The 19,869-nt window shown below is 77.8% G+C and carries 17 protein-coding genes; 8 read left to right on the forward strand and 9 right to left on the reverse strand.

Going from position 1 to position 19,869, the window contains the following annotated elements:
* The first annotated feature begins 129 nt into the window (after window positions 1-129).
* Window positions 130-1,344 carry a hypothetical protein gene (locus tag LQU92_RS06390; protein ID WP_230779042.1) on the forward strand — a complete coding sequence of 405 codons (1,215 nt, stop codon included), beginning with the start codon at window positions 130-132 and terminating at the stop codon, window positions 1,342-1,344.
* 29 nt (window positions 1,345-1,373) lie between these two features.
* Here the strand turns inward: LQU92_RS06390 and LQU92_RS06395 are convergent, their stop codons facing one another.
* The 4 genes from LQU92_RS06395 to LQU92_RS06410 all read right to left on the reverse strand — a co-directional run bounded on the left by LQU92_RS06395 (window position 1,374) and on the right by LQU92_RS06410 (window position 5,909).
* Window positions 1,374-2,405, reverse strand: coding sequence for a peptidoglycan bridge formation glycyltransferase FemA/FemB family protein (locus tag LQU92_RS06395; RefSeq protein WP_230779045.1), 1,032 nt, complete (start codon window positions 2,403-2,405; stop codon window positions 1,374-1,376).
* Between the two features lie 44 nt (window positions 2,406-2,449).
* Window positions 2,450-4,066, reverse strand: coding sequence for an LCP family protein (locus tag LQU92_RS15240; RefSeq protein ID WP_230779048.1), 1,617 nt, complete (start codon window positions 4,064-4,066; stop codon window positions 2,450-2,452).
* A gap of 46 nt (window positions 4,067-4,112) precedes the next feature.
* Window positions 4,113-4,598 (reverse strand): 5-(carboxyamino)imidazole ribonucleotide mutase, encoded by a 486-nt coding sequence (gene purE / locus LQU92_RS06405; RefSeq protein ID WP_101853220.1) that lies wholly within the window; start codon window positions 4,596-4,598, stop codon window positions 4,113-4,115.
* Window positions 4,599-4,733: 135 nt separating this feature from the next.
* Complete coding sequence (locus tag LQU92_RS06410; RefSeq protein WP_308071589.1) at window positions 4,734-5,909, reverse strand: 5-(carboxyamino)imidazole ribonucleotide synthase; 1,176 nt, start codon at window positions 5,907-5,909, stop codon at window positions 4,734-4,736.
* A 156-nt stretch (window positions 5,910-6,065) separates the two neighbouring features.
* Between LQU92_RS06410 and LQU92_RS06415 the strand changes: the two genes are divergently transcribed.
* Entirely contained in the window at window positions 6,066-6,632 is a 567-nt protein-coding gene (locus LQU92_RS06415; RefSeq protein ID WP_230779052.1) for a GtrA family protein, read from the forward strand.
* Between the two features lie 57 nt (window positions 6,633-6,689).
* Here LQU92_RS06415 and LQU92_RS06420 read toward each other — a convergent pair whose 3' ends face one another.
* The gene (locus LQU92_RS06420) at window positions 6,690-7,469 is read right to left on the reverse strand and encodes a TIGR03089 family protein (protein WP_230779056.1); all 780 of its coding nucleotides are present in this window, start codon (window positions 7,467-7,469) and stop codon (window positions 6,690-6,692) included.
* Window positions 7,470-7,781: 312 nt separating this feature from the next.
* On the opposite strand from LQU92_RS06420, the gene LQU92_RS14920 reads away from it, so the two are divergent.
* From LQU92_RS14920 to LQU92_RS06445, 5 genes are all read left to right on the forward strand, one after another.
* Entirely contained in the window at window positions 7,782-8,297 is a 516-nt protein-coding gene (locus tag LQU92_RS14920; RefSeq protein ID WP_255667207.1) for a WhiB family transcriptional regulator, read from the forward strand.
* A gap of 14 nt (window positions 8,298-8,311) precedes the next feature.
* Entirely contained in the window at window positions 8,312-8,872 is a 561-nt protein-coding gene (locus LQU92_RS15245; protein ID WP_308071590.1) for a DUF3499 domain-containing protein, read from the forward strand.
* Between the two features lie 347 nt (window positions 8,873-9,219).
* Window positions 9,220-9,402: a hypothetical protein gene (locus LQU92_RS06435; protein ID WP_143709933.1), complete on the forward strand. Its 183-nt coding sequence runs from the start codon at window positions 9,220-9,222 to the stop codon at window positions 9,400-9,402.
* Between the two features lie 366 nt (window positions 9,403-9,768).
* On the forward strand, window positions 9,769-11,094 hold the full coding sequence (locus tag LQU92_RS06440; protein ID WP_230779060.1) for an Ig-like domain-containing protein: 1,326 nt from the start codon (window positions 9,769-9,771) through the stop codon (window positions 11,092-11,094).
* Window positions 11,095-11,161: 67 nt separating this feature from the next.
* Window positions 11,162-12,205: a TIGR01906 family membrane protein gene (locus LQU92_RS06445; protein WP_308071591.1), complete on the forward strand. Its 1,044-nt coding sequence runs from the start codon at window positions 11,162-11,164 to the stop codon at window positions 12,203-12,205.
* Between the two features lie 10 nt (window positions 12,206-12,215).
* Here the strand turns inward: LQU92_RS06445 and LQU92_RS06450 are convergent, their stop codons facing one another.
* The gene (locus LQU92_RS06450) at window positions 12,216-13,862 is read right to left on the reverse strand and encodes a dolichyl-phosphate-mannose--protein mannosyltransferase (protein WP_230779063.1); all 1,647 of its coding nucleotides are present in this window, start codon (window positions 13,860-13,862) and stop codon (window positions 12,216-12,218) included.
* A gap of 177 nt (window positions 13,863-14,039) precedes the next feature.
* Here LQU92_RS06450 and rsmI point away from each other — a divergent pair, with 177 nt between their 5' ends.
* The gene (gene rsmI, locus LQU92_RS06455; RefSeq protein ID WP_230779066.1) at window positions 14,040-14,936 is read left to right on the forward strand and encodes a 16S rRNA (cytidine(1402)-2'-O)-methyltransferase; all 897 of its coding nucleotides are present in this window, start codon (window positions 14,040-14,042) and stop codon (window positions 14,934-14,936) included.
* A 123-nt stretch (window positions 14,937-15,059) separates the two neighbouring features.
* Here rsmI and LQU92_RS06460 read toward each other — a convergent pair whose 3' ends face one another.
* Genes LQU92_RS06460 through LQU92_RS06470 form a run of 3 tightly spaced genes read right to left on the reverse strand, consistent with a single transcriptional unit; the run spans window position 15,060 to window position 19,833 of the window.
* Window positions 15,060-17,423 carry a DUF3488 and transglutaminase-like domain-containing protein gene (locus LQU92_RS06460; protein WP_230779069.1) on the reverse strand — a complete coding sequence of 788 codons (2,364 nt, stop codon included), beginning with the start codon at window positions 17,421-17,423 and terminating at the stop codon, window positions 15,060-15,062.
* A complete protein-coding gene (locus tag LQU92_RS06465) occupies window positions 17,420-18,886 on the reverse strand; it encodes a DUF58 domain-containing protein (protein ID WP_230779072.1) in 1,467 nt (488 codons plus the stop codon). The genes LQU92_RS06460 and LQU92_RS06465 overlap by 4 nt, the downstream gene beginning before the upstream one ends.
* Window positions 18,883-19,833: a MoxR family ATPase gene (locus LQU92_RS06470; protein ID WP_230779074.1), complete on the reverse strand. Its 951-nt coding sequence runs from the start codon at window positions 19,831-19,833 to the stop codon at window positions 18,883-18,885. Before LQU92_RS06470 ends, LQU92_RS06465 begins: the two co-directional genes overlap by 4 nt.
* Window positions 19,834-19,869 lie beyond the last annotated feature (36 nt).

Below are 19,869 nucleotides of genomic sequence, written 5' to 3' on the forward strand. Positions count from 1 at the left end.
GGGCCCGTGCCCGCCGTGTCCGCTCCGCGCGGGGCGGGGCCGGCGACCTAGACTGGTGTCCGAGCCGCGGGCGCCGACCTCGTTCCCCCCACCGGGGCGGACCGGCCGCGGAACGAGGAGGATTCCGGCGTGAGCACCACGGTCAGTCCCAGCCCGAACCGCAAGACCTGGGACGCCACCGTCCGCGTGACGGGCGGGCACCCCCAGCAGCTGTGGGGGATCGGCGAGGCCCAGGCCTCCGCCGAGGGCCCGCAGCTGCGCGTGGAGCGGGTCCTCGTCCACGACGACGCCCGGCGCACCCTGGGCTACGCCCAGGTCCTGCTGCGCTCCCGGGCCGAGCGGGTGATCGCCGAGACCGTCCAGTGCCACGTGCACCGGCCCGGCGACGTGCCCGTTGTCGCCGGCGCCCTGGCCGCCTGGGCCCGCGACGAGCACGCGGCCGCCCTGCTCCGCTTCGACCCCGACACCCTGCGCACCCCCGGGACCGGGGACGCGCTGACCGAGGCCGGCTTCACCCGCCGCGGCACGGTCGTGGCCGGCCCGCAGGGCCCCCGCCGGCTGCAGGTGCCGCTGGCCGACTCCGAGCGCGACCTCGCCCGTCGGCTCTCCCAGCAGACCCTCGACCGCTGCCGCGCGGCGCTGCGCAGCTCCGGGGTCACGGTCCGGGAGGTCACGGCCGGCAGCGGGGAGCTCGGCCGCGTGGGCCTGCGCACCCGGCTGATCGACCGGCTCCTGGAGGACCTCGGCGAGGACTCGCTGCTGCTCGTGGCCACCGAGTCGGCCGGCGGTCCGGACGGCGGCACGGACGAGGACGCGGGCGAGAGCGCCCTGGGCTACCTGTGGTTCGTGCACACCGGGGAGCTCGCGATGCTCTACCGGGTGGGCTTCACCCGGCGGGCCCGGGAGCTGGGCGTGGACGACGCGCTGCTGCTGACGGGCCTGGTGGAGCTGCGCAAGCGGGGGGTCCGCGCCCTCGACGGCGGCGACCCCGCCGAGCCCGACGTCCCGCTCGTGCTGCGCGAGCTCGCCGCGGGCGAGCGGCCCGTGCTGGGCACGTGGGAGATCGCCCTGGGGCGCGGGCGCAGCGGGGAGTTCACCGGCACCACGGACGCGGTCGAGGCCGCCGACGCCGCCGTGCGGGCCACCGGCACCGCGGTGGCCCAGGAGCTGGGGGTCGCCGATCCCGTCCCGGCGGTGCCCGAGCCCGAGCCGGAGGAGGAGCCCCGCAGCGGGACGGAGCCCGCGGGCGACGAGCGCGCCGGCGGGGTGCGCCGCGTGGGCGCGCTCACGAAGCGCCTGCTGGGCGAGGGGGTCTCGGCGCTGCGCAGCGCGGCGGGGCGCTGAGCCCCGGCCCGTGCAGAGCGGGCGCCGGGTCAGTCCTGCGGGCGGCGGACCCGGGCCAGCACCGAGCGGGCGGCGCCGCGGGCCCGCCCGGGCAGCGCCGGGGCGGCCCGGCGAGCGCGGCCGGCCGCCTCGCGGGCGGCGCGCACCCCGGTGTAGGCGGTGTAGCGCCCGCGGTGCAGGGGCAGGTCCCAGGTTCCGGGATAGGACTCGGGGCGCCCGCCGAAGGACTTCTTGAACTTCGTGAAGCCGTACCACTCGTGCTCGGGGCCGGCGTCCTCGGGCGCGGTGCCGAAGAGGTCGAAGCGGGTCAGGCCCCGGGCCTTCGCGTCGAGGACCGCGCGCACCACGAGCGGGATGCCGGCGGAGAGCTTCCGGTGGGCGAAGTCCGCGGCGGCGTGCGCGTAGGTGCGGGTGTCGTCGGAGTCGTAGACGAGGGCGGCGCCGATGGGCTCCCCGTGCAGGCGGGCGACGTAGAGGGACGCGGCCCCCAGCGGCATCAGCGACCGGGCGGCCTGGCGCAGGTAGTCGTCCTGCTGGCGGGTGAAGTCCTTGCGCTCGGCGGTCGCGTCGAGGAAGCGCAGCAGGACCTCGACGTCGGCCGGGTCGGTCGAGACCGTGAAGTCCACGCCCTTCTTGGCGATGTTGCGGTGCAGGTTGCGGTTGGTGGACCGCATGTCCTTCAGGATCGCGTCCTCGTCCTGCGTCAGGTCGATCACCTGGGTGTGCCCGGGCTGGACCTGGCGCGGCGCGGGGCGCAGGCCGCGCCGGCGCAGGGACTGCTCGGGGGTCTCGAAGCCGTCCGGCAGCGCGGCGGCCACGGGCTCGACGCGCACGAACCAGCACCCGTGCTCGCGCCCGGCCCGCTCCAGCGCGGCCAGGGCCTCGTCGAAGGCCTGCGGGGTGACGGCCACCGGCCCGTAGGGGCAGTACAGGTAGCGCCCGGTCCGGCCGCCCTCGACGACGGCGAGCCAGTGCCAGCCCTCCCCGGCGTCCTCGAGCACCGTGCGCCCGAGGTCGCGCTGGAAGACGGCCCATGCGTTCGACTGGAGAATGTTGACCACGCCCCCACTGTACCGGCGGCGGGGGAGGGGGCCGGACGGGCCCGTCAGGGCACGGAGCAGGTGCCGTTGGGCGTGAGCTCCTGGGCCGGCAGCACGGGCAGCGCGGCCGGCACGACCGCCGCGGAGCCCAGCCGGGCTCCCGCGGCCCCGCCGGCGGGGGCGAGGGCCCGGGCGTCCTGCTCGGCCTCGCGGGCCCCGCGGTCGGTGGCCTCCTCGAGCACGCGGTCGAGGTCGGCCTGGAACTGCGCGTAGTCGGGGTAGGTCGGGAAGGACGGGTCGTAGAACGGCGGGCCGGCCGCGTACTGCCCGAGCTCGTGCTCCTTGGCCTTCAGGGCGAGGTCCACGAACCCGCCGAGCTGGCTGCCCGGGATGTCGGTCTGCACGACCTGCGTGCCGGACTCGGCCAGCTCCTGGAAGCGCGCCACCACGTTCACCGGGTTGAGCTGCTCGAGCATCGCCGCCTGCACGCACCGCTGGCGGGCCTGCCGGTCGTAGTCGGTGGCGCCCTCGCGGGAGCGGGCGTACCAGGTGGCGGTGTAGCCGTCCATGTGCTGGACGCCGGGCTCGATCCATCCGAAGATCTCGTTGGGCAGTCCGGTGGCCAGGTCGGTGCCGCCGCCGATGGGCACGCGCCCGCCGACGTCGATGGTCACCCCGCCCAGGGCGTCGATGAGCTGCTCGAAGCCGCTCATGTCGACCATGGCGTAGGCCTGGATCTCCCGGCCGGTGATCCCCTCGGCGGCGTCCTTCATGGCCTCCGCCCCCGGGTCGGCGGCGTCGGGGTAGAGCTCGGCGTGGTTGTTGGTCACGTCGGTGTACAGGGCGTTGAGGATGCACTCGTCGCCGCAGTCGAAGCCCTCGGGGTAGACCTCGTGCAGCGGGGAGTCCTCGGGGAACGGCGTGTTCTGCAGGTTGCGCGGCAGCGAGACCGACACGGTGCGCCCCGAGCGGGCGTCGATGCTGACCACGCTCATGGAGTCCGGCCGCAGCCCGGTGCGGTCCTCGTCGGCGTCCCCGCCCATGAGCAGGATGTTGTAGCGGCCCTCCGAGGGGCGGAACGGCAGCCCGCCGGCGAAGACGTCGGAGACCGCGCCCCGGGCGACCGAGAGCAGGTACGCGGACCAGCCCAACCCGCCGGAGGTCACCAGCACGGCCGCCACCGTCGCGAGGGTCACGGCGCGGCGGACCTTCGGGGCCAGCAGGCCCGGGCGGATCAGCCGCAGCGTGTCGGCGAACAGGTACGCCCAGCCGGCGGCCAGGCCCACGAGCCCGGCGATCACGGCCAGGGAGGTCACGGAGTTCGTCAGCACCCACACCAGCGGGGTGCGCCAGGCCAGGGCGCTGAGCAGCGCGAGCAGCAGCGCGGCCCACACGGCGACGACGACCTTCAGCGCGGCCCGGCCCGTGGCCCGGCGCCCGGCGACCAGCTGGGCGCTGCCGGGCACGAGCAGGGTCGAGGCCAGCAGCGTCCAGGCCCGCCGGACGCGGGCGGAGCGGCCGGCGTGCTCGGGGTGGCGCAGCGGGTCGGTCAGCCGCGGCGGGGTCCCGGGCTCGTCGAGCCCGCGGACGGCCCCGGGCCCCCCGGCGTCGGCGGGGTCCGCCGCGTCCCCGGGGGCGCGGTCGGGGAGGTCGGGCTCGGCGCGGGACGATCGGCCGTTCACGGGCAGCTCCGGCGGGGACGGGGGCGGGGAAGGACGGGGGACCGGCTCAGCCGTCGAGGCGCTCGCGCAGGGCCGCGCCCTTGGCGTGGGCGCTCTGGCGCAGCTCGGCCGCGAAGTGCTGGAGGCGCCCGCGCAGCTCGGCGGCGCGCTCGTCGTCGCCGGCGGCGAGGATCCGGGCGGCGAGCAGGCCCGCGTTGCGGGCCCCGCCGATCGAGACGGTCGCCACGGGCACGCCCGCGGGCATCTGCACGATCGACAGCAGCGAGTCCATGCCGTCGAGGGTCCTCAGCGGCACGGGCACGCCGATCACCGGCAGCGGGGTCACGGAGGCGAGCATCCCGGGCAGGTGCGCGGCCCCGCCGGCGCCGGCCACGAGCACGCGCAGTCCGCGCTCGTGCGCCCGGCGGCCGTAGTCGATCATCTCGAGCGGCATCCGGTGGGCCGAGACGACGTCCGCCTCGTAGGGGATGCCGAACTCCTCGAGGGCGGTCGCGGCGGCCTCCATGACGGGCCAGTCGGAGTCCGACCCCATGACGACGCCGACGACGGGGCGCTGCTTCTCGTTCACTCGGTGCCTCCTGGGCGGTGTGCGGGTGGCGCCGGGTGCCCGGCGCGGACCGGGGTCACGCTACCGGCCCCGGCTGGACGGGCGGTGGGAGGCGCGCCCTCAGGGGGCGCCGTCGCGCAGGACCGCGGCGGCGTGCCCGGCCCGCCGGCGCAGCTCGGGCAGCTCCCCGGCCTCGCCCGTGACGTTGACGTGGCCGATCTTGCGGCCCGGGCGCACGGCCTTGCCGTAGTTGTGGACCTTCGCGCGGGGCTCGGCGCCCAGCGCGGCCCGGTAGGCCGAGAAGAGGTCCTGGTTGGCCCCGCCGAGGTAGTTCTTCATCACGGTCGCCCCGGTCAGCGCGGCGGTCTCGCCCAGCGGCAGGTCGAGCACCGCCCGCAGGTGCTGCTCGAACTGGCTGGTGACGGACCCGTCCATCGTCCAGTGCCCGGAGTTGTGCGGGCGCATGGCCAGCTCGTTGACGAGGAAGCCGGGGCCGCGCCCGGGGGCCTCGAACAGCTCCACGGCCATCACGCCGGTCACCCCGAGCTCCGCGGCGATCGTGCGGGCCGTGCCCGCGGCGGCCGCGGCGACCTCGGGCAGCAGCGCCGGGGCGGGGGCGAGGACCTCGTCGCACACGCCGTCGACCTGGATCGACTCGACGACCGGCCACGAGCGCACCTCCCCGGAGGGGGTGCGGGCCACGAGGGCGGAGAGCTCGCGGGTGAACGGCACGCGCTCCTCGGCCAGCAGGGGGCCCTGCGTGCGCCCGAACCACGCGGCCGGCTCGGGGCCGCGGGCGGCCTCCGGCCCGGCCAGGACCATGACGCCCTTCCCGTCGTAGCCGCCGCGCGGGGTCTTGAGCACCACGGGCCAGCCGGCGCGCTCCCCGAAGGCGACGAGCTCGTCGGCGTCGGCGACCGCGGCCCAGTGCGGGTTGGGCAGGCCGAGGCGGTCCACGGCCGCGCGCATGGCCAGCTTGTCCTGGGCGTGGACGAGGGCCTCGGGCCCGGGCCGCACGGCCACGCCCTCCCGCACCAGGGCGTGCAGGTGCTCGGTGGGCACGTGCTCGTGGTCGAAGGTCAGGACGTCGACGTCCGCGGCGAAGCGGCGCAGGGTCTCGAGGTCGGTGTGGTCGCCGACGGGGGCGGTGGCCACCGCGGCCGCGGCGGACACGTCGGGGCCCTCGGCGAGCACGCGCAGCTCGAGGCCGAGGGCGGTGGCGGCGGGCGCCATCATGCGGGCCAGCTGGCCCCCTCCGACGACGCCGACGACGGGAGCGGTTCCGGGAGTTCTCACCCGACCAGGGTAGCCGCCCGCGGCCGGGGCGGGCGCCCGCCCCTGATCCGTCCGGGGTCGCGGGGGTAGGATGGCGCGCAGTCCGGGGCGTCGCCCCGCACGGCCGCGGCGCCGACCGGTGCCCGCCCGCACACCAGCCTGGAGACCTGAAGCCGCGTGAACAGCCTCGCCGCCCGTTTCGATGCCCTCTGGCACCTCTTCGTCAAGGAACTCATGAAGTTCGGCGTCGTGGGCGCCCTCGCCTTCGTGATCAACGCGTCGCTGACCTGGATCCTGATGCACACCGTCTTCACGGACGGCCACCTCAAGGCGAAGTTCGCGGCCACGGTCGTGGCGATCCTCTTCGCGTGGGTCGCGAACCGGCTGTGGACCTTCCGGCACAAGCGCCAGTCGGACAAGCGCAAGGAGCTCGTGCAGTTCCTCGTGGCCAACGGCATCGGCATGGCCATCGAGCTCGGCTGCCTCGGCTTCAGCTACTACGTGCTCGGCCTGACCAGCGCCTACGCGTCCTTCGTCTCCGGCACGATCATCGGCACGATCCTGGGCACCGTCTTCCGCTACTTCGCCTACCGGTTCTGGGTCTTCACCGAGGAGCTCGACGAGGACCCGAACTTCGCCGACACCGCGGCCCTGGAGATCGCCCGGATCACCGGCCGTGCCCCCGCCGGCCGCTCCGCCGCCCCGGGGGCGCCGCGCCACGGCGACGAGCCCGAGGACGGCTGAGGACCCGCGCCGCCCTCCCGCCGCGGGCGGGTCCCGCGCGCGGCCCCGGCCCGGCGCTCAGAAGCCGGTGGCCCGCTCGGCGGCGAGCACGTCCTGCCACGACGCCTGCTCGGTGTCCCGGTCGGTGAGCAGCACGGCCCGCCCGCTCGCGAGCACCGCCAGGACCCGGAGCAGGAACGCGGCGTCGGCCGCGGCGCCCGGCACGTGCACGGCCGCGGCCCGCCCCCACGCCTCCTCGCGCCCGGCGGCCGCCTCGCGGGCCCGGTCGAGCAGCGCGGCGTGGGCCACTGCCGTCCCGTCCGCCGCCACCAGGGCGGGGTCGGCGTCCACCGGCTCCGCCACCGGCGACCACACGTCGTCGTGGGCGCGGATCTCCGCGCAGTAGTCGACGTCCGCCCCCGCGGGCAGGCCCCCGCGCAGCCCCAGGGACAGCGCCGGCGGGTCGGCCAGGACCCGGACCGTGCCGGCGGGCGCACCCGTCAGCAGGGGAGGGGCGGACCCGTCGGTCCCCGCGAGGGCCAGCACCGCCCGGTCGCCCGGGGTCGCGGCCCCGGAGACGGGATCGGCCGGGTGCACGGCGGCCCCGGCGAGCCAGGCTCCCAGTACCGCGACCACCGTGCGCCAGTGGACCTGCGCGCCCACGGTCACCGCGTCCCCGGGCACCACGTCGAGCTCCTCGGCCCACAGGTTGGCCGTCTTCGCCGCCCAGTTCTCCAGCACCCGCCCGGAGAGCTCCACGCGCTCGCCGCCGGGGCCGTACCACAGCAGCGCCGGCCGGGGGCTGCTGCGCAGGGTGTCCACCAGTCGGGGGACAGAGGGGACGGGGGAGGAATTCATGCCGGCTCCTGACGAGGTCACGGGGTGGTGGTGCGGAGGGCGGAATATGCATCCCGGAGCATGCCTCCGGGACAGGCGGAGGATCTGTCAACCCCCTTCCGACCAGCACGAACACCGCCGTCCTGGACCTTTGTCCAGGTTCTCATAGATCGGAAGGAAGCTTCTGAAAAGTCTTGACGCGACAGTAGTCACACACGTGTAATTGGGGCGTCCGGCAGGCGATCACCAAAGATGCGTTCTCCGGGATGCACTGCGCCGGCACCCCCCGGATTATGCCAGGCCAGCGCGAACGTGTCGTACGGAAGGAAAGTCATGGGAGAGGCCGCACCCCGCCAGCTCGCCGAAACCACCCTCGCCCCCCGGCGCCGCAGCGTCAGCTCGGCGCCCGAGGACTGGTTCGTCGACCCCGTCGACCCCCGGGCCGCCGAGCGGCACGCGCTGGGCGGGCCGAGCCTCGAGGACCAGGCCACCGCCCTGCTCCTCGAGCACGCGAGCACCGTCGAGGACGCCCCGCGGGCCACGGTCGTGGACCTGCTCGAGGCCCCCGCCGAGGAGGCCGACCCCTGGGGCGCGGTCGCGGAGCTCTACTCCGTGGAGGAGGACGAGGGCGAGCTCGCGTGGCAGACCGACGCCCTGTGCGCCCAGACCGACCCGGAGGCGTTCTTCCCCGAGAAGGGCGGCTCCACGCGTGACGCCAAGCGCGTCTGCGAGGCCTGCCCCGTCCAGTCGGCCTGCCTGGACTACGCGATGAGCAAGGACGAGAAGTTCGGGATCTGGGGCGGGCTCTCCGAGCGCGAACGCCGCCGCCTGCGCCGCCTCGGCCGCTGAGGTAGCTTCGGGGGATGAGCTCTTCCGGCAGCCCCGCGCGCCGCTGCTCCCGCCAGACCTGCACGCGGGACGCGGTCACGACCCTGACCTACGTGTACTCCGACTCCACGGCGGTCGTGGGGCCGCTGGCCTCCCACGCCGAGCCGCACGCCTACGACCTGTGCGCCGTGCACGCCGACCGGCTCACGGCGCCGCGCGGCTGGCGGGTCGTGCGGCTCGAGCCCCCGGAGGGCTTCGGCGGCGCGGACGAGCTCGGGGCCGTGGCCGAGGCCGTGCGCGAGAGCGCCCCGCCCGCCCCCGCCCGGCAGGGCCGTCCCCAGCTGCGCGACGTCTCCCTGCCCCGGACGCGGGTCGCCGGCGCCGGTTCCGCCGGCGCCCCTGCCGCCGCGGTCCGCCCGGCGGCACCCGCTCCGGGCGCCGCCGCCGACGGCACCCGGGCACCGGAGCGCCGCCGCGGTGAGGGGCCGGTGGCGGGGCGCGCCGCCGGGTCCCCGCCGACCCCGCCGGCCGCCGGGGACCACCGCGACGTCCCGCTGCCCGAGACGATGCGGCGCCCGCACCTGCGCCGCCCCTGAGGCCCGCCCCGGTCCGCCGTCCGTGCGCCCGGCGTGTCCTGGCCCCGGTCTCTGTGCGATCGCAATCGGACTCCCTAGGATGGGCCCCACCGCGCCTGCCCGGCGCGCACGCTCTTCCCCCCGGAGCACCAGGAGAACCGATGCCGGCACCTGCGACGACGCAGACCACCCCCCGGACCCCGTCCCGTCCCGACGTCCACGGGGGGCCCGCAGCCGGCCCCCGTCACGCGCCCGCCGCGGGCCCCGTCCCCGCCGCCGGACCCGCCCGGCGCACGCCGCCGCGCCCGGCTCCCTGGGCCGCGGCCCCCGGCGCCGCCGCACCGGCGGCGCCGGGGGCGGGCGAGGCCGTGACCGAGCCCCTTCCCGTGGTCGCCGCCGGCCTGGCCGCGGTGCTGCGCTGCCCGCTCACCGGCGGGCGGCTCGTGCCCGTGGACGCCGACCGGCTCATGAGCGACCGGCCCTTCCGCGACGGCGTCCACCCGGTCTACCCGGTGGTCGCCGGCATCCCCTGCCTGGCGCCCGCCTCCTGAGGTCCCGGCCGCCGGGGCCCCCGGGCCGCCCGCGGCGGAGCGCGAGCCTCTCCGGGCGGTGCCGGGCGCCACGGGCGCCCCGCACCGCCCGGAGTGCCCCGGCAGGGTCCGCGGTGCCTCCGGGCGCCCTGGCCGGCCGGTGCGCCCGGGGACGGGCCGCGGTGCGCCCCGACCGCCCCGGACGGCGGGTCCGCCCCGGGCCGGGCGGTGCCGGACCGGCACCGGGGTTCCTCCGGCCGTCGTCACAAAGTGATTAACAATCGCACCCGGCCCGGTCCCGATGCCTCCGGGGAGCTGGGCCGCCCCTACGCTGGGAGCATCCCCTGTGCGTTCCCCCGCACCCCCCGACGCCGAGGTGATGCCCCCGTGCCCCGCTCCTTCCCCCTGCCCGCGGACCCGTCCGCGCCCCGGCCCGCCGCACCGGCCGCTCTCCTAGGACCTGCCCGCCGGCGGGGCCTGCTCGCCGCCGGGACGGTCGCGCTGCTGCTGGCCACCGGCTGCGCCGCCCCGCCCTCCGGCGCCGCGCACGCGGGTCCCGGCGAGCCCGCCGGGACGCCGGCGGCCCCGGCGCCCGGCGCCGGATCCGCCGGGACGCCGTCGCCCACGGCGGAGGCGACGGCGGAGGCCGCGGCCGTCCGGGGCGCGGTCGAGGTGCTGCCCGGCGACGGGGCGCTCGAGCACAACCCGGTCGAGCCGGTCCTCGTGCACGCCGGGCCCGAGCCCCTGACCGGGGTCGTGCTGTACCCGGCCGCCGGTGGCGCCCCCGTGGCCGGCGAGCTGGCGGAGGGCGGCAGCCGCTGGACCAGCACGGAGGACCTCGCCTTCGACACCGCCTACGTCCTCGAGTGGAGCACCGGGACCGGCGGCGGGACGAGCACGTTCAGCACCGTCTCGGCGGCCCACGAGGTCGACGTGCGCCTCAACGTGGCCGAGGGACAGGTCTACGGCACCGGTCAGGTGCTCGAGCTGCGGTTCTCGGAGCCGGTCGTGCACCGGGAGGCGGTCGAGCGCGCCGTCGTCGTCGAGGGCGGGGGCGGGCACGCCGGGGCGTTCCGCTGGTACGACGAGCGCACCGTGCGCTACCGGCCCGCCGAGCGGTGGGACCCGCACACCGAGGTGCGCGTGCGCGTGGAGCTGCTCGGCCTGGACGTGGGCCACGGGATGATCGGCAACGCCGACGTGCACCGGAGCTTCACCGTGGGCGCGGAGCACTACGCCCAGGTCGACAACCGCACGAAGACGCTCACCGCGTGGGTGGACGGCGAGGTCGTGGGCACCTTCCCCGTCACCCTCGGCAACCCCGACTGGCCCTCGACCACGGGCAAGAAGGTCATCATGGAGCAGGCCCCGAGCTACCTGTTCAAGGCCTCCTCGCTCGACCTCGCCCCGGGCGACCCGCACTGGTACGAGACCTTCTGGGCCTCGAACGTCTCCCGGCTGACCGCCAGCGGGGAGTTCGTCCACGAGGCGCTGCCCTCCGCGCAGCCGGTGCTGGGCACGGCCAACGTCTCCCACGGCTGCATCGGGATGTCCCCGGAGGGCGCGAAGTTCGTCCACGACGTCTTCCGCCCGGGCGACGTCGTGGAGGTCCTGCACACCGGCTACCCGCAGGCCGACCCGGACGACGGCTACGGGGACTGGAACATCCCGTTCGAGCACTACGCCGACGAGTCCTGGCACGGCGACTGGTGAGCACGCCGGGGCGGGCGGCTCGGTAGGATCGGGACCGACCTCCCCCGAGCCCCCGAAGGACCGCCCCGTGCCCTCCACCAGCAGCGACAAGGCCCCCTGGCAGCGCAGCGAGCCCGAGCCGCCCGCCGCGCCCCGCGAGGAGCCGGTGTGGACGGGGCTGATCCCCGCCGTGACCCCGGCGGGAAGCCAGGCCCCCGGCACCCCGGCTCCCGGCATCCCGGCCCCCGGCACCCCGGCCGGGCAGGAGCGGAGCGGGCCGGACGCCCGGCCCGTGCGCGGCACCGGGCCCGCGCTCGGCCACGACGAGGCCGGCCCCGAGGACGCGCCCGCGGACGAGGACGAGCAGGCCCGGCGGCGGGCCGCCCGCCGCCACGAGGCGGTCGCCGACGAGCCGCGCCTGCCCCGCGTGCAGCAGGTCTTCCTCGCGGTGCTGCTGCCGCTCGTGCTGCTGGCCGCCGCGGTGCGCGCCGTGGCCACGCCGCTGTTCCTGTGGGCGGAGTACCACCGGCCGGGCTTCCCGGCCGACCCCTGGGGCTTCGGCACCGAGGAGCGCACCGTGCTCGGCTCCTACGGCCTGGACTACGTGCTCAACTGGGCCCCGGCCCCGTACCTGGCCGACGTCCGGGACGACGAGGGCAACCGGATGTTCCTGCCCACGGAGGTCGCGCACATGACCGACGTGAAGATCGTGCTCCAGGTGGCCCTGGCGGCGGTCGTGGTGCTCGCCCTGGTCGGCCTCGTCTCGGCCCTGTACCTGCGCGCCCGCGCGCCGGGGGCGGCCTCCGGCGCCCTGTTCTTCGGGTCGTGGCTGACCGTGGTGCTGCTCGTGCTGCTGGCCGTGGCCGCCCTGGTGGCCTGGCAGCAGTTCTTCACGGCCTTCCACTCGCTGTTCTTCGCCGACGGCTCCTGGACCTTCCGCGCCTCCGACACCCTGATCCGGCTCTACCCGACGCAGTTCTGGACGGACGCGGCGGTCGCCGTCGGCGCCCTGACCCTGCTCGGGGCGCTCGCGGTCATGGCCGCGACCTGGCCCACGGCCTTCCGCCGCCACCGCGCCCTCGACCGGGTGCGCCGGCGCCAGGAGCTGCGCCGCCGCCTCGCCGGGCGCTGAGCGGGCCGCCTCAGATCCAGGCGTCGAACCACATCCGCTCGCGCCACTGCGCGTAGGGGATCGTCTGCCCGTACCACAGCGGGGCGAAGTGCGCGCTCAGCGCCAGCACCGTCGCGACGAACACCCCGACGACGACGACGCCCGCCCGCCGCCGCGCCACGGGGTCCCCGGGCCGGCCCAGGACGAGGCCCAGCACCCCGGCCAGCACGAGCACGAGGAACGGCTCGACCGGCAGGGCGTAGAAGAAGTACATGGTGCGCTCGGGGAAGAGGAACCACGGCAGGTACCCGGCCGCGAAGATCCCCAGCGGGGCCCCGAAGCGCCAGTCGCGCCGGACCGCCCACAGCCACGCGGCCACCACCAGGGCCGCGATGCCCGTCCACCACAGCAGCGGGTTGCCGATGTTGAGGATCGCCTGCGAGCAGTGCTCCACCGTGCACCCGGCCGTGCCCCGCCCCGGCGACTCGTAGTAGTAGGACGTGGGCCGGCCCAGGGTCAGCCACAGCCACGGCAGCGCCTCGTAGGAGTGCGGGGAGCCCAGGCCCTGGTGGAACTCGAACGCCGAGGCGTGGTAGGCCCACAACGACCGCAGCGGCGCCGGCAGCCAGGCGATCCCCTCCCCGGGGTGCTCCTGCGCCCACGTGCGCGAGTACCCCCCGGAGGACGCGAACCACCCGGCCCACGACGCGGTGTAGACCACCGCGCCCGTGCCGACCACGGCCAGGAAGGCCGGCAGCCCGTCCTTCAGCACCCCGGCGCGCAGCCAGTGCCGCACCCCGGCGACCCGCCGGGCGTTGAGGTCCCACAGCACCGAGAGCACCCCGAGACCGGCCACGAGGAACAGCCCGTTCCACTTCGTGCCCACGGCCAGACCGCACGCGAGGCCCGCCGCGATCCGCCACCAGCGCACCCCCAGCCACGGGCCCCCGGACAGCCGGCGCCGCGCCTGCTCCTCCGGCAGGGGGCTGCCGGGGGCCGTCCCGAGGCGGGCGACGAGCCGCCGGCGGCCGTGCTCGCGGTCCAGCAGCAGCGCCACGAAGGCCAGCAGCACGAAGAGCATCAGGAACACGTCCAGCAGCGCCAGGCGCGACTGCACCAGGTGCAGCCCGTCCACGGCCAGGAAGAGTCCCGCGAGCGTGGCCACGGCCACGGAGCGGAACAGCAGCCACCCCGCGGCGCACACCAGCGCGATCGAGAGGGTCCCGGCCACCGCGGCGGAGAACCGCCAGCCCACGGGGTCCTCGACCCCGAACAGGGCCATCCCGGCGGCGATCGCCCACTTGCCCACGGGCGGGTGCACGACGTACGAGGGGCCCTCGAGCGGCTCGGGGGGCGTGCCGGCCACGAACGCGTCGTCGGCACCCTCGGGCCACTGCCGCTCGTAGCCGTGCAGCAGCAGCGACCAGGAGTCCTTCACGTAGTAGGTCTCGTCGAAGACGATCGCGTCCGGGTGGCCCAGGTCCCAGAAGCGCAGCACCGCGCCCAGGAGCACGACCAGCACGGGGGCGAGCCAGGCGGCCCGCGGCACCGCGACGGGGGCGGGCAGCAGCCGGGCCCGCAGTGCGGCGGGCTCCAGCGCCCGGCGGACCGTGCTCACCGGGGCCGGCGCCCACGGGGCGGGGGAGGGGGCGCGGACCGGGGAGCTCACGCCTGCCATCGTAGGGGAGGCGCCCCGGCCGGCCGCGGAGCCCGGCCCCTCCGGCCCGGGCCCGCGGGCCGCGCCCTCCGCGGTCCCGCCGGGGCGCCCGGGAGGGGAGCGCCCGGGACCGGGCCGACCCCGGGATCGGGCCGGCCGGCGGGAGAGGGCTCCGGGGCGGGCCGTAGAGTGGGCCCCGTGCAGAGCGAACCCCACGACGACGCCCCCGCCCCCGCCGATCCGCCCCGCCGCGAGGGCCCCGGGGCGGTCGTGCTCGCGGGCACGCCCATCGGCAACCTCGGCGACGCCTCGCCCCGCCTGCGCGAGGCCCTCGAGCGGGCCGACGTGCTCGCCGTGGAGGACACCCGGCGGCTGCGCCGGCTCGCCGCCGGGCTCGGGGTCACCACCCGGGGGCGGGTGCTCACCCACCACGAGCACAACGAGGCCGGCCGGGTGGCCGAGCTGCTCGAGGCCGTGCGCGCCGGGTCGACCGTGCTCGTGCTCTCCGACGCCGGGATGCCCACCGTCTCCGACCCCGGCTACCGCCTGGCCGAGGCCGCGGCCGCCGAGGGGCTGACCGTCACCGCCGTGCCCGGGCCCTCCGCGGTGCTCACCGCCCTGGCCGTCTCCGGGCTGCCCACCGACCGCTTCACCTTCGAGGGCTTCCTCCCGCGCAAGGCCGGGGAGCGCTCGGCCCGGCTCGCCGAGCTGGCCGGGGAGCGGCGCACCATGGTCTTCTACGAGGCCCCCCACCGGCTCGCCGCGATGCTCACCGCACTGCGGGAGGCCTTCGGCGCCGGCCGCAGGGCCGTGGTCGCCCGGGAGCTGACGAAGCTGCACGAGGAGGTCGTGCGCGGGGACCTCGACCGGCTGCTCGCCTGGGCGCAGGAGGGGCCGGTGCGGGGCGAGATCGCCGTCGTCGTCGCCGGCGCCCCCGCCCCGGGGCCCGCCCGGGCCGAGGACCTCGTCGCGGACGTCGAGGCCCTCGTGGCCGCCGGCACCCGCCTCAAGGACGCCGCCGGCCAGGTGGCCGAGCGGGCCGGGGTCGGCAAGCGGGAGCTCTACGAGACGGTCCTCGGCGCCCGGAAGGGCTGAGCTCCCGCACCGGTCCGGGCCCGCCCGCGGCCCGCCGGTCCGGAGCCGTCCACCCCGCGCGGGCGGACGTCCCGCGGAGGCAGGCCCTCCCGCGCCGCGGCGGAGCGCCCGGCGCGGCCGGCCTCAGCGGCCGCGCAGCACGGAGGGCGGCAGCCAGCGGGCCCGCCGGGACCCCGGCCGGTCCGCGAGCGCGACCTGCAGCGCGCGCACGTCGCCGGCGCCCGCGGTCGGCACCCACGTCCCCGCGGCCGGCCCGTAGAGCGCGCGCTCGACGTCCGCCCCGAGCCGCTGCAGCCCCGGCGCCGCGGCCGGCAGCAGCCCGGCCAGGCGGGCCGTGAGCGCCCGCGGGGTCTCGGCCGGGGCCCGGCCCAGCCCGTGGTCGGCGGCGAGGTCCTCGACCTCGGCCCAGCCGGCCAGCACCCGGGCCGCCGGATCGGCCCCGGGGTCCTCGAGCAGGCGCAGCCGCCGGGCCCGCCGCCGTCCGCGCAGCAGCCGCGGCAGCGCCGCCGGCAGGACCAGCAGCAGCGCGCCGGCGGCCGCGAGCAGCCACGGCAGCCACACCGGGGCCGCGCTCCGCTGCGCGGGCTCCTCGGCCGGGACCGGCTCGGCGCTCGCGGGTCCGGTGACCGCCGGCTCGGGGCTGGTGCTGGGCGTCGCCGTCGGCGGGGAGGTCGGGGGAGCGCTCGCCGGTCCGGTCTCCGGCGCGGAGGGATCGACGCTCGGCCGTCCGCCCGGCCCGGACGCGTCCGGGTCCTCGGGCCCGGAGGGGTCCTCGTCCGCGTAGCCGGGGACGTCCTCGGTGCCGGGGGTCGGCTCGAAGCGCACCCAGCCCGTGCCCTCGAACCACAGCTCGGGCCAGGCGTGGGTGTCGCGCGGGCGCACCCGCACGGCCTCCTGCGCCCCGGCGAAGGCGGTGTCCTCGGCGGCGGGCGGGAGGTAGCCGACCGCCACGCGGGCGGGGATCCCGAGCTCCCGGGCCATCACGGCCATCGCCGGGGCGAAGTGCCCGGAGTAGCCGGTGCGGGTCTCGAGGAACGTGTCCAGGGCGGCCATGCCCCCGGCGTCGTAGCCCCCGGCCAGCGGGGCGTCGACGTCGTGGACGAACTCGTCGGAGCGCAACCACTCCTGCAGGGCCAGGGCCCGGTCGAAGTCCGTGCGGGCCTCGCGGGTCCGGCGCTCGGCGGCCTCCCGCAGGGCGGCGGGGGTGTCCGCGGGCAGGGCGCGGAACGGGTCCAGGGCGGGGTCGCGGGCGGCTGGGGCCTCCCGCAGCTGCCGGGCGGTGGGCGCGGGCTCGACCGCGCGGACCTCGTAGGCGGTGCCGGGCTCCGGGGCGGGATCGGCGTGCACCGTGAGGTCCCGGGGGCTCCAGGACCAGTCCTCGCCCGCGGGGGCCCCGACGTCGAGCGGGGCCCAGGGCAGGGGCAGCCACCGCCCCGACCAGTCCCGCAGCGTCACCGCGGTGGTCCGCTCCGCGCCCGGGCCCACGGGGGTCAGCGGGCTCGGGCCGAAGTCCTCCAGTCCGTCCTCGAGCCCGTCCTCGGCGGGAAACCACTCGGGTGCGCCGAAGTCCTCGAGGGTCAGCACGCGCAGCAGCTGCGGCTCGCCCGTGTGCTCGAGCACGGGGGTCTGCTCGGCCGTGCGCAGCTCCTGGCCCACGGCCCGCAGCGGGCCCACACCGGGGGCGCGCTGGCCGGCCGGGCCGCTGCCCTGGGGGAAGGCGCCGCTGACGAAGCCGGGCACGAGGCCCGGCAGCACCAGGGTCACGGCGAGCACCCCGGCGCCCACGACCAGGGCCCGGGGCGCGCTGCCCGGCGCGGGCGCGGTGCGGGCCTCGCGCACCGCGCCCCAGTGCCGCCCGCCGGCGAGCAGCAGCAGGGCCGCGAGCACCGCCGCGGCCGTCCCGGCGGGGCCCACGCTGCCGGGCAGCACGAGCGCGGGGACGGCGAGCACGGCCAGCACCCCCAGCGCGCTGAGCCCGGGCAGGCGCAGGACCGTGAACAGCACGTCGATCAGCAGGGCCGCGAGCCCGGCGAGCAGGGCCGCGGTGAAGGAGGCCCCCGCCCCGGCAGGGTAGGGCGCGGGCCGGCGGCCGACGACGCCGGCCGCCTCCCGCACCAGCTCCTGCGCCCGGGCCAGGGCTCCCGGGGTGGGCACGAAGCCCAGCAGGGCCTGCTCGCGCAGGAAGACCACGGTCAGCACGAGGACCAGGGCGCCGGCCCCGAACAGGGGAGCGGTGAGCGCGGGCAGGCCGACGAGCCGGGCCACGGCCGTGGCCGCGACCGTGCCGAGGGCGGCCAGCAGGGCGCCGGCCACCCAGCCGGCGCCGTCGAGCACCCCGGCCAGGGCGACGAGGGACAGGGCGGTCGCGGCGAGCACGGTCCCCGCCGGGCCCAGGACGGCGGCGGGGGAGCGGCCGGGGGCGGCCGTGGACGGGGCGGCGGGGACGGGGGCCGTCGCCGGACCGGGCGCGGGGCGGCGGGGGCTCACCGGCCCGCCCCCGGCGCCGTTCCGGTGCCCTGCGGGCCGGCGGACGGTGCGGACCCGGAGCCCGCCCCGCCCGCGGGCCTCCGGGGCGCGGCGGCCGGGCCGCCGGCGCCCAGCCCAGCCCAGGCGTCCTCGGGGTCGGTGCCCGGGGTGGCGAGCACGACCGTCCAGCCGGCGGCCTCGAGCACCGCGGCCCCGGCGGGCGCCGAGCCGTCCTCGGTCACGAGCACGGCGCTGCCGGCACCGGCGCGCTCGGTCGCCGCGAGCACCCGCTCGGCGGCCCCGGCGCCCAGGTCCCCGGAGACCAGCAGCACCGGGTGCACGAGCCGCTCCCGGTCCACGCGCTCGGCCAGCGGGTCCCCGCCGGGAGCGGGCACCGGGCGCACCCGGGCCAGTCCGTGCCGGACGTCCTCGGCGCCCTCGTCGGTCACCGCGGTGACGGCGCGCGCGGCACCGTCGTCGTCCTCGCCGCCGCGGGGCAGGGCGCGGCCGAAGCCGTCGAGGGCGTGCACGAGGGTCTCGCGGCGGGCCAGGTGGTCGAGGACCGCGGCGGTCAGCCCCACCGCCCACTCCAGGGCCGCGGTGCTCGGCAGCACGCCGGCCCAGACCCGCTCGCCCGGCCACGAGCGCTCGTCGAGGTCCAGGACGAGGCTGAGCCGCCGCACGCTGCGCGGGTCCTCCTGCCGGACCATCAGCTGCCCGTGGCGGGCCGAGGCCGCCCAGTGCACGCGGCGCATCGGGTCGCCGTGGCGGTACTCGCGGGTCGTGACGTTGTCGGGCCCGGGGGCGGGACGGCCCGTGCGGGAGGGCTCGGCGCCGGACTCGCGCAGCCGGTCGGGGCTGATCTCGGGCAGCGGCACGGCCGCCGGCGCCACGTGCAGGACGCTGCGCTCCGAGGCGTCGAGCAGCTCGGTGGCCAGGCCGAAGGGATCCGCAACCTGCACGGTCGCGGGCCCCAGCGGCCACAGTCCGCGCGCCAGGGGGCGCACCGTGTAGCCGGCCGGTGCCCCGTCGGCCCCGACCTCGAGCTCGCGGTCCCCGCCGAGGGCCGCGGGCACCGTCTCGCGCACGGCCACTGCCCCGTGGACCTCCCGGCCGCGGCGTCCCCGGTGGCGCACCCGCAGCCGCACCGACGCCGGGTCACCTGCGGTCACGAGCGCCGGGTCCACGGTGCGCTTGAGCAGCACCCGCGGCCGCACCACGTACAGCGACAGGGCCGCGAACAGCGGGGTCCCGCCCAGGAACAGGGCCAGCGCCAGCACGTCCTTGCGGCCCAGCCACGTGGCCGCCAGCAGGCTCAGCGCGCCCGCGGCCAGGAACGCCCACCCGCGCCCGGTGAAGCGGGCCCGGGAGTCCACCGGCCGCTCGGCGCGCTCACCGGCGGCGTCGAGCTCCTCGGCTCCGCGCTCCCGGGTGCCGGCCTCCCCGCTCCTGCGCTCCCCGGTCCCGCGCCGGACCCGGCTCATCGGCCCCGGGCGGAGGGCTCGGCCGGGACCCGCACGTCCGCCAGCACCGACAGCACCAGCTCCTCGGCCGAGCTCGCCCCGGCCCGGCGGTCCAGGATCAGGCGGTGGGCGAGCACGGGCACTGCGACCGTGCGGACGTCGTCGGGCAGCACCCAGTCGCGTCCGCTCAGGGCGGCCTCCGCGCGGGCGGCCGCCTGCAGCTGCAGCAGCGCCCGGGGGCTCGCGCCGAGCCGCAGCTGCGGGTGCGAGCGGGTGGCCGCGCCCAGCGCCACGATGTACTCCCGCACCGCGTCCGAGACGTGGATCCCGCGCACGTGCTCGACCAGTCGCGCCGCGTCCGCCACGGAGACCACCGGCCCGAGCCCCGCCAGCGGCGAGCCGCCGCCGTGGTCGGCGAGCATCGTCGCCTCCGCGGCCGCGTCCGGGTAGCCCATCGAGATCCGCGCCGTGAACCGGTCCCGCTGCGCCTCGGGCAGCGGGAACGTCCCGTCCATCTCGACCGGGTTCTGGGTGGCCACCACCATGAACGGCGCGGCCAGCCGGTACGTGGTGCCGTCCGCGGTGACCTGGCCCTCCGCCATGCACTCCAGCAGCGCCGACTGGGTCTTCGCCGAGGCCCGGTTGATCTCGTCGCCGATCACCACGTTCGCGAACACCGGCCCCGGCTTGAACTCGAACTCCCGCCGCGCCTGGTCGTAGACCGACACCCCCGTGATGTCCGTGGGCAGCAGGTCCGGGGTGAACTGGATGCGCGCCACCGTCCCGCCGATCGCGCTCGCCAGCGTGCGGGCGAGCATGGTCTTGCCCACACCCGGGACGTCCTCCACGAGCAGGTGCCCACCCGCCAGCAGGACGGTCAGCGCGGTCCGCGCCGCCTCCGGCTTGCCGTCGATCACCGCGTTGACGCGGTCCAGGATCGCCTGCGTGTGCTGGGGAAAGGACTCCATGGTCTCCTCGGTCTCCGCTCGGGGCTGCTGCCTCCA

Origin of the sequence: Kocuria sp. LUK, assembly GCF_021012935.1 — a bacterium.
Classification (GTDB): Bacteria; Actinomycetota; Actinomycetes; order Actinomycetales; family Micrococcaceae; genus Kocuria; species Kocuria flava.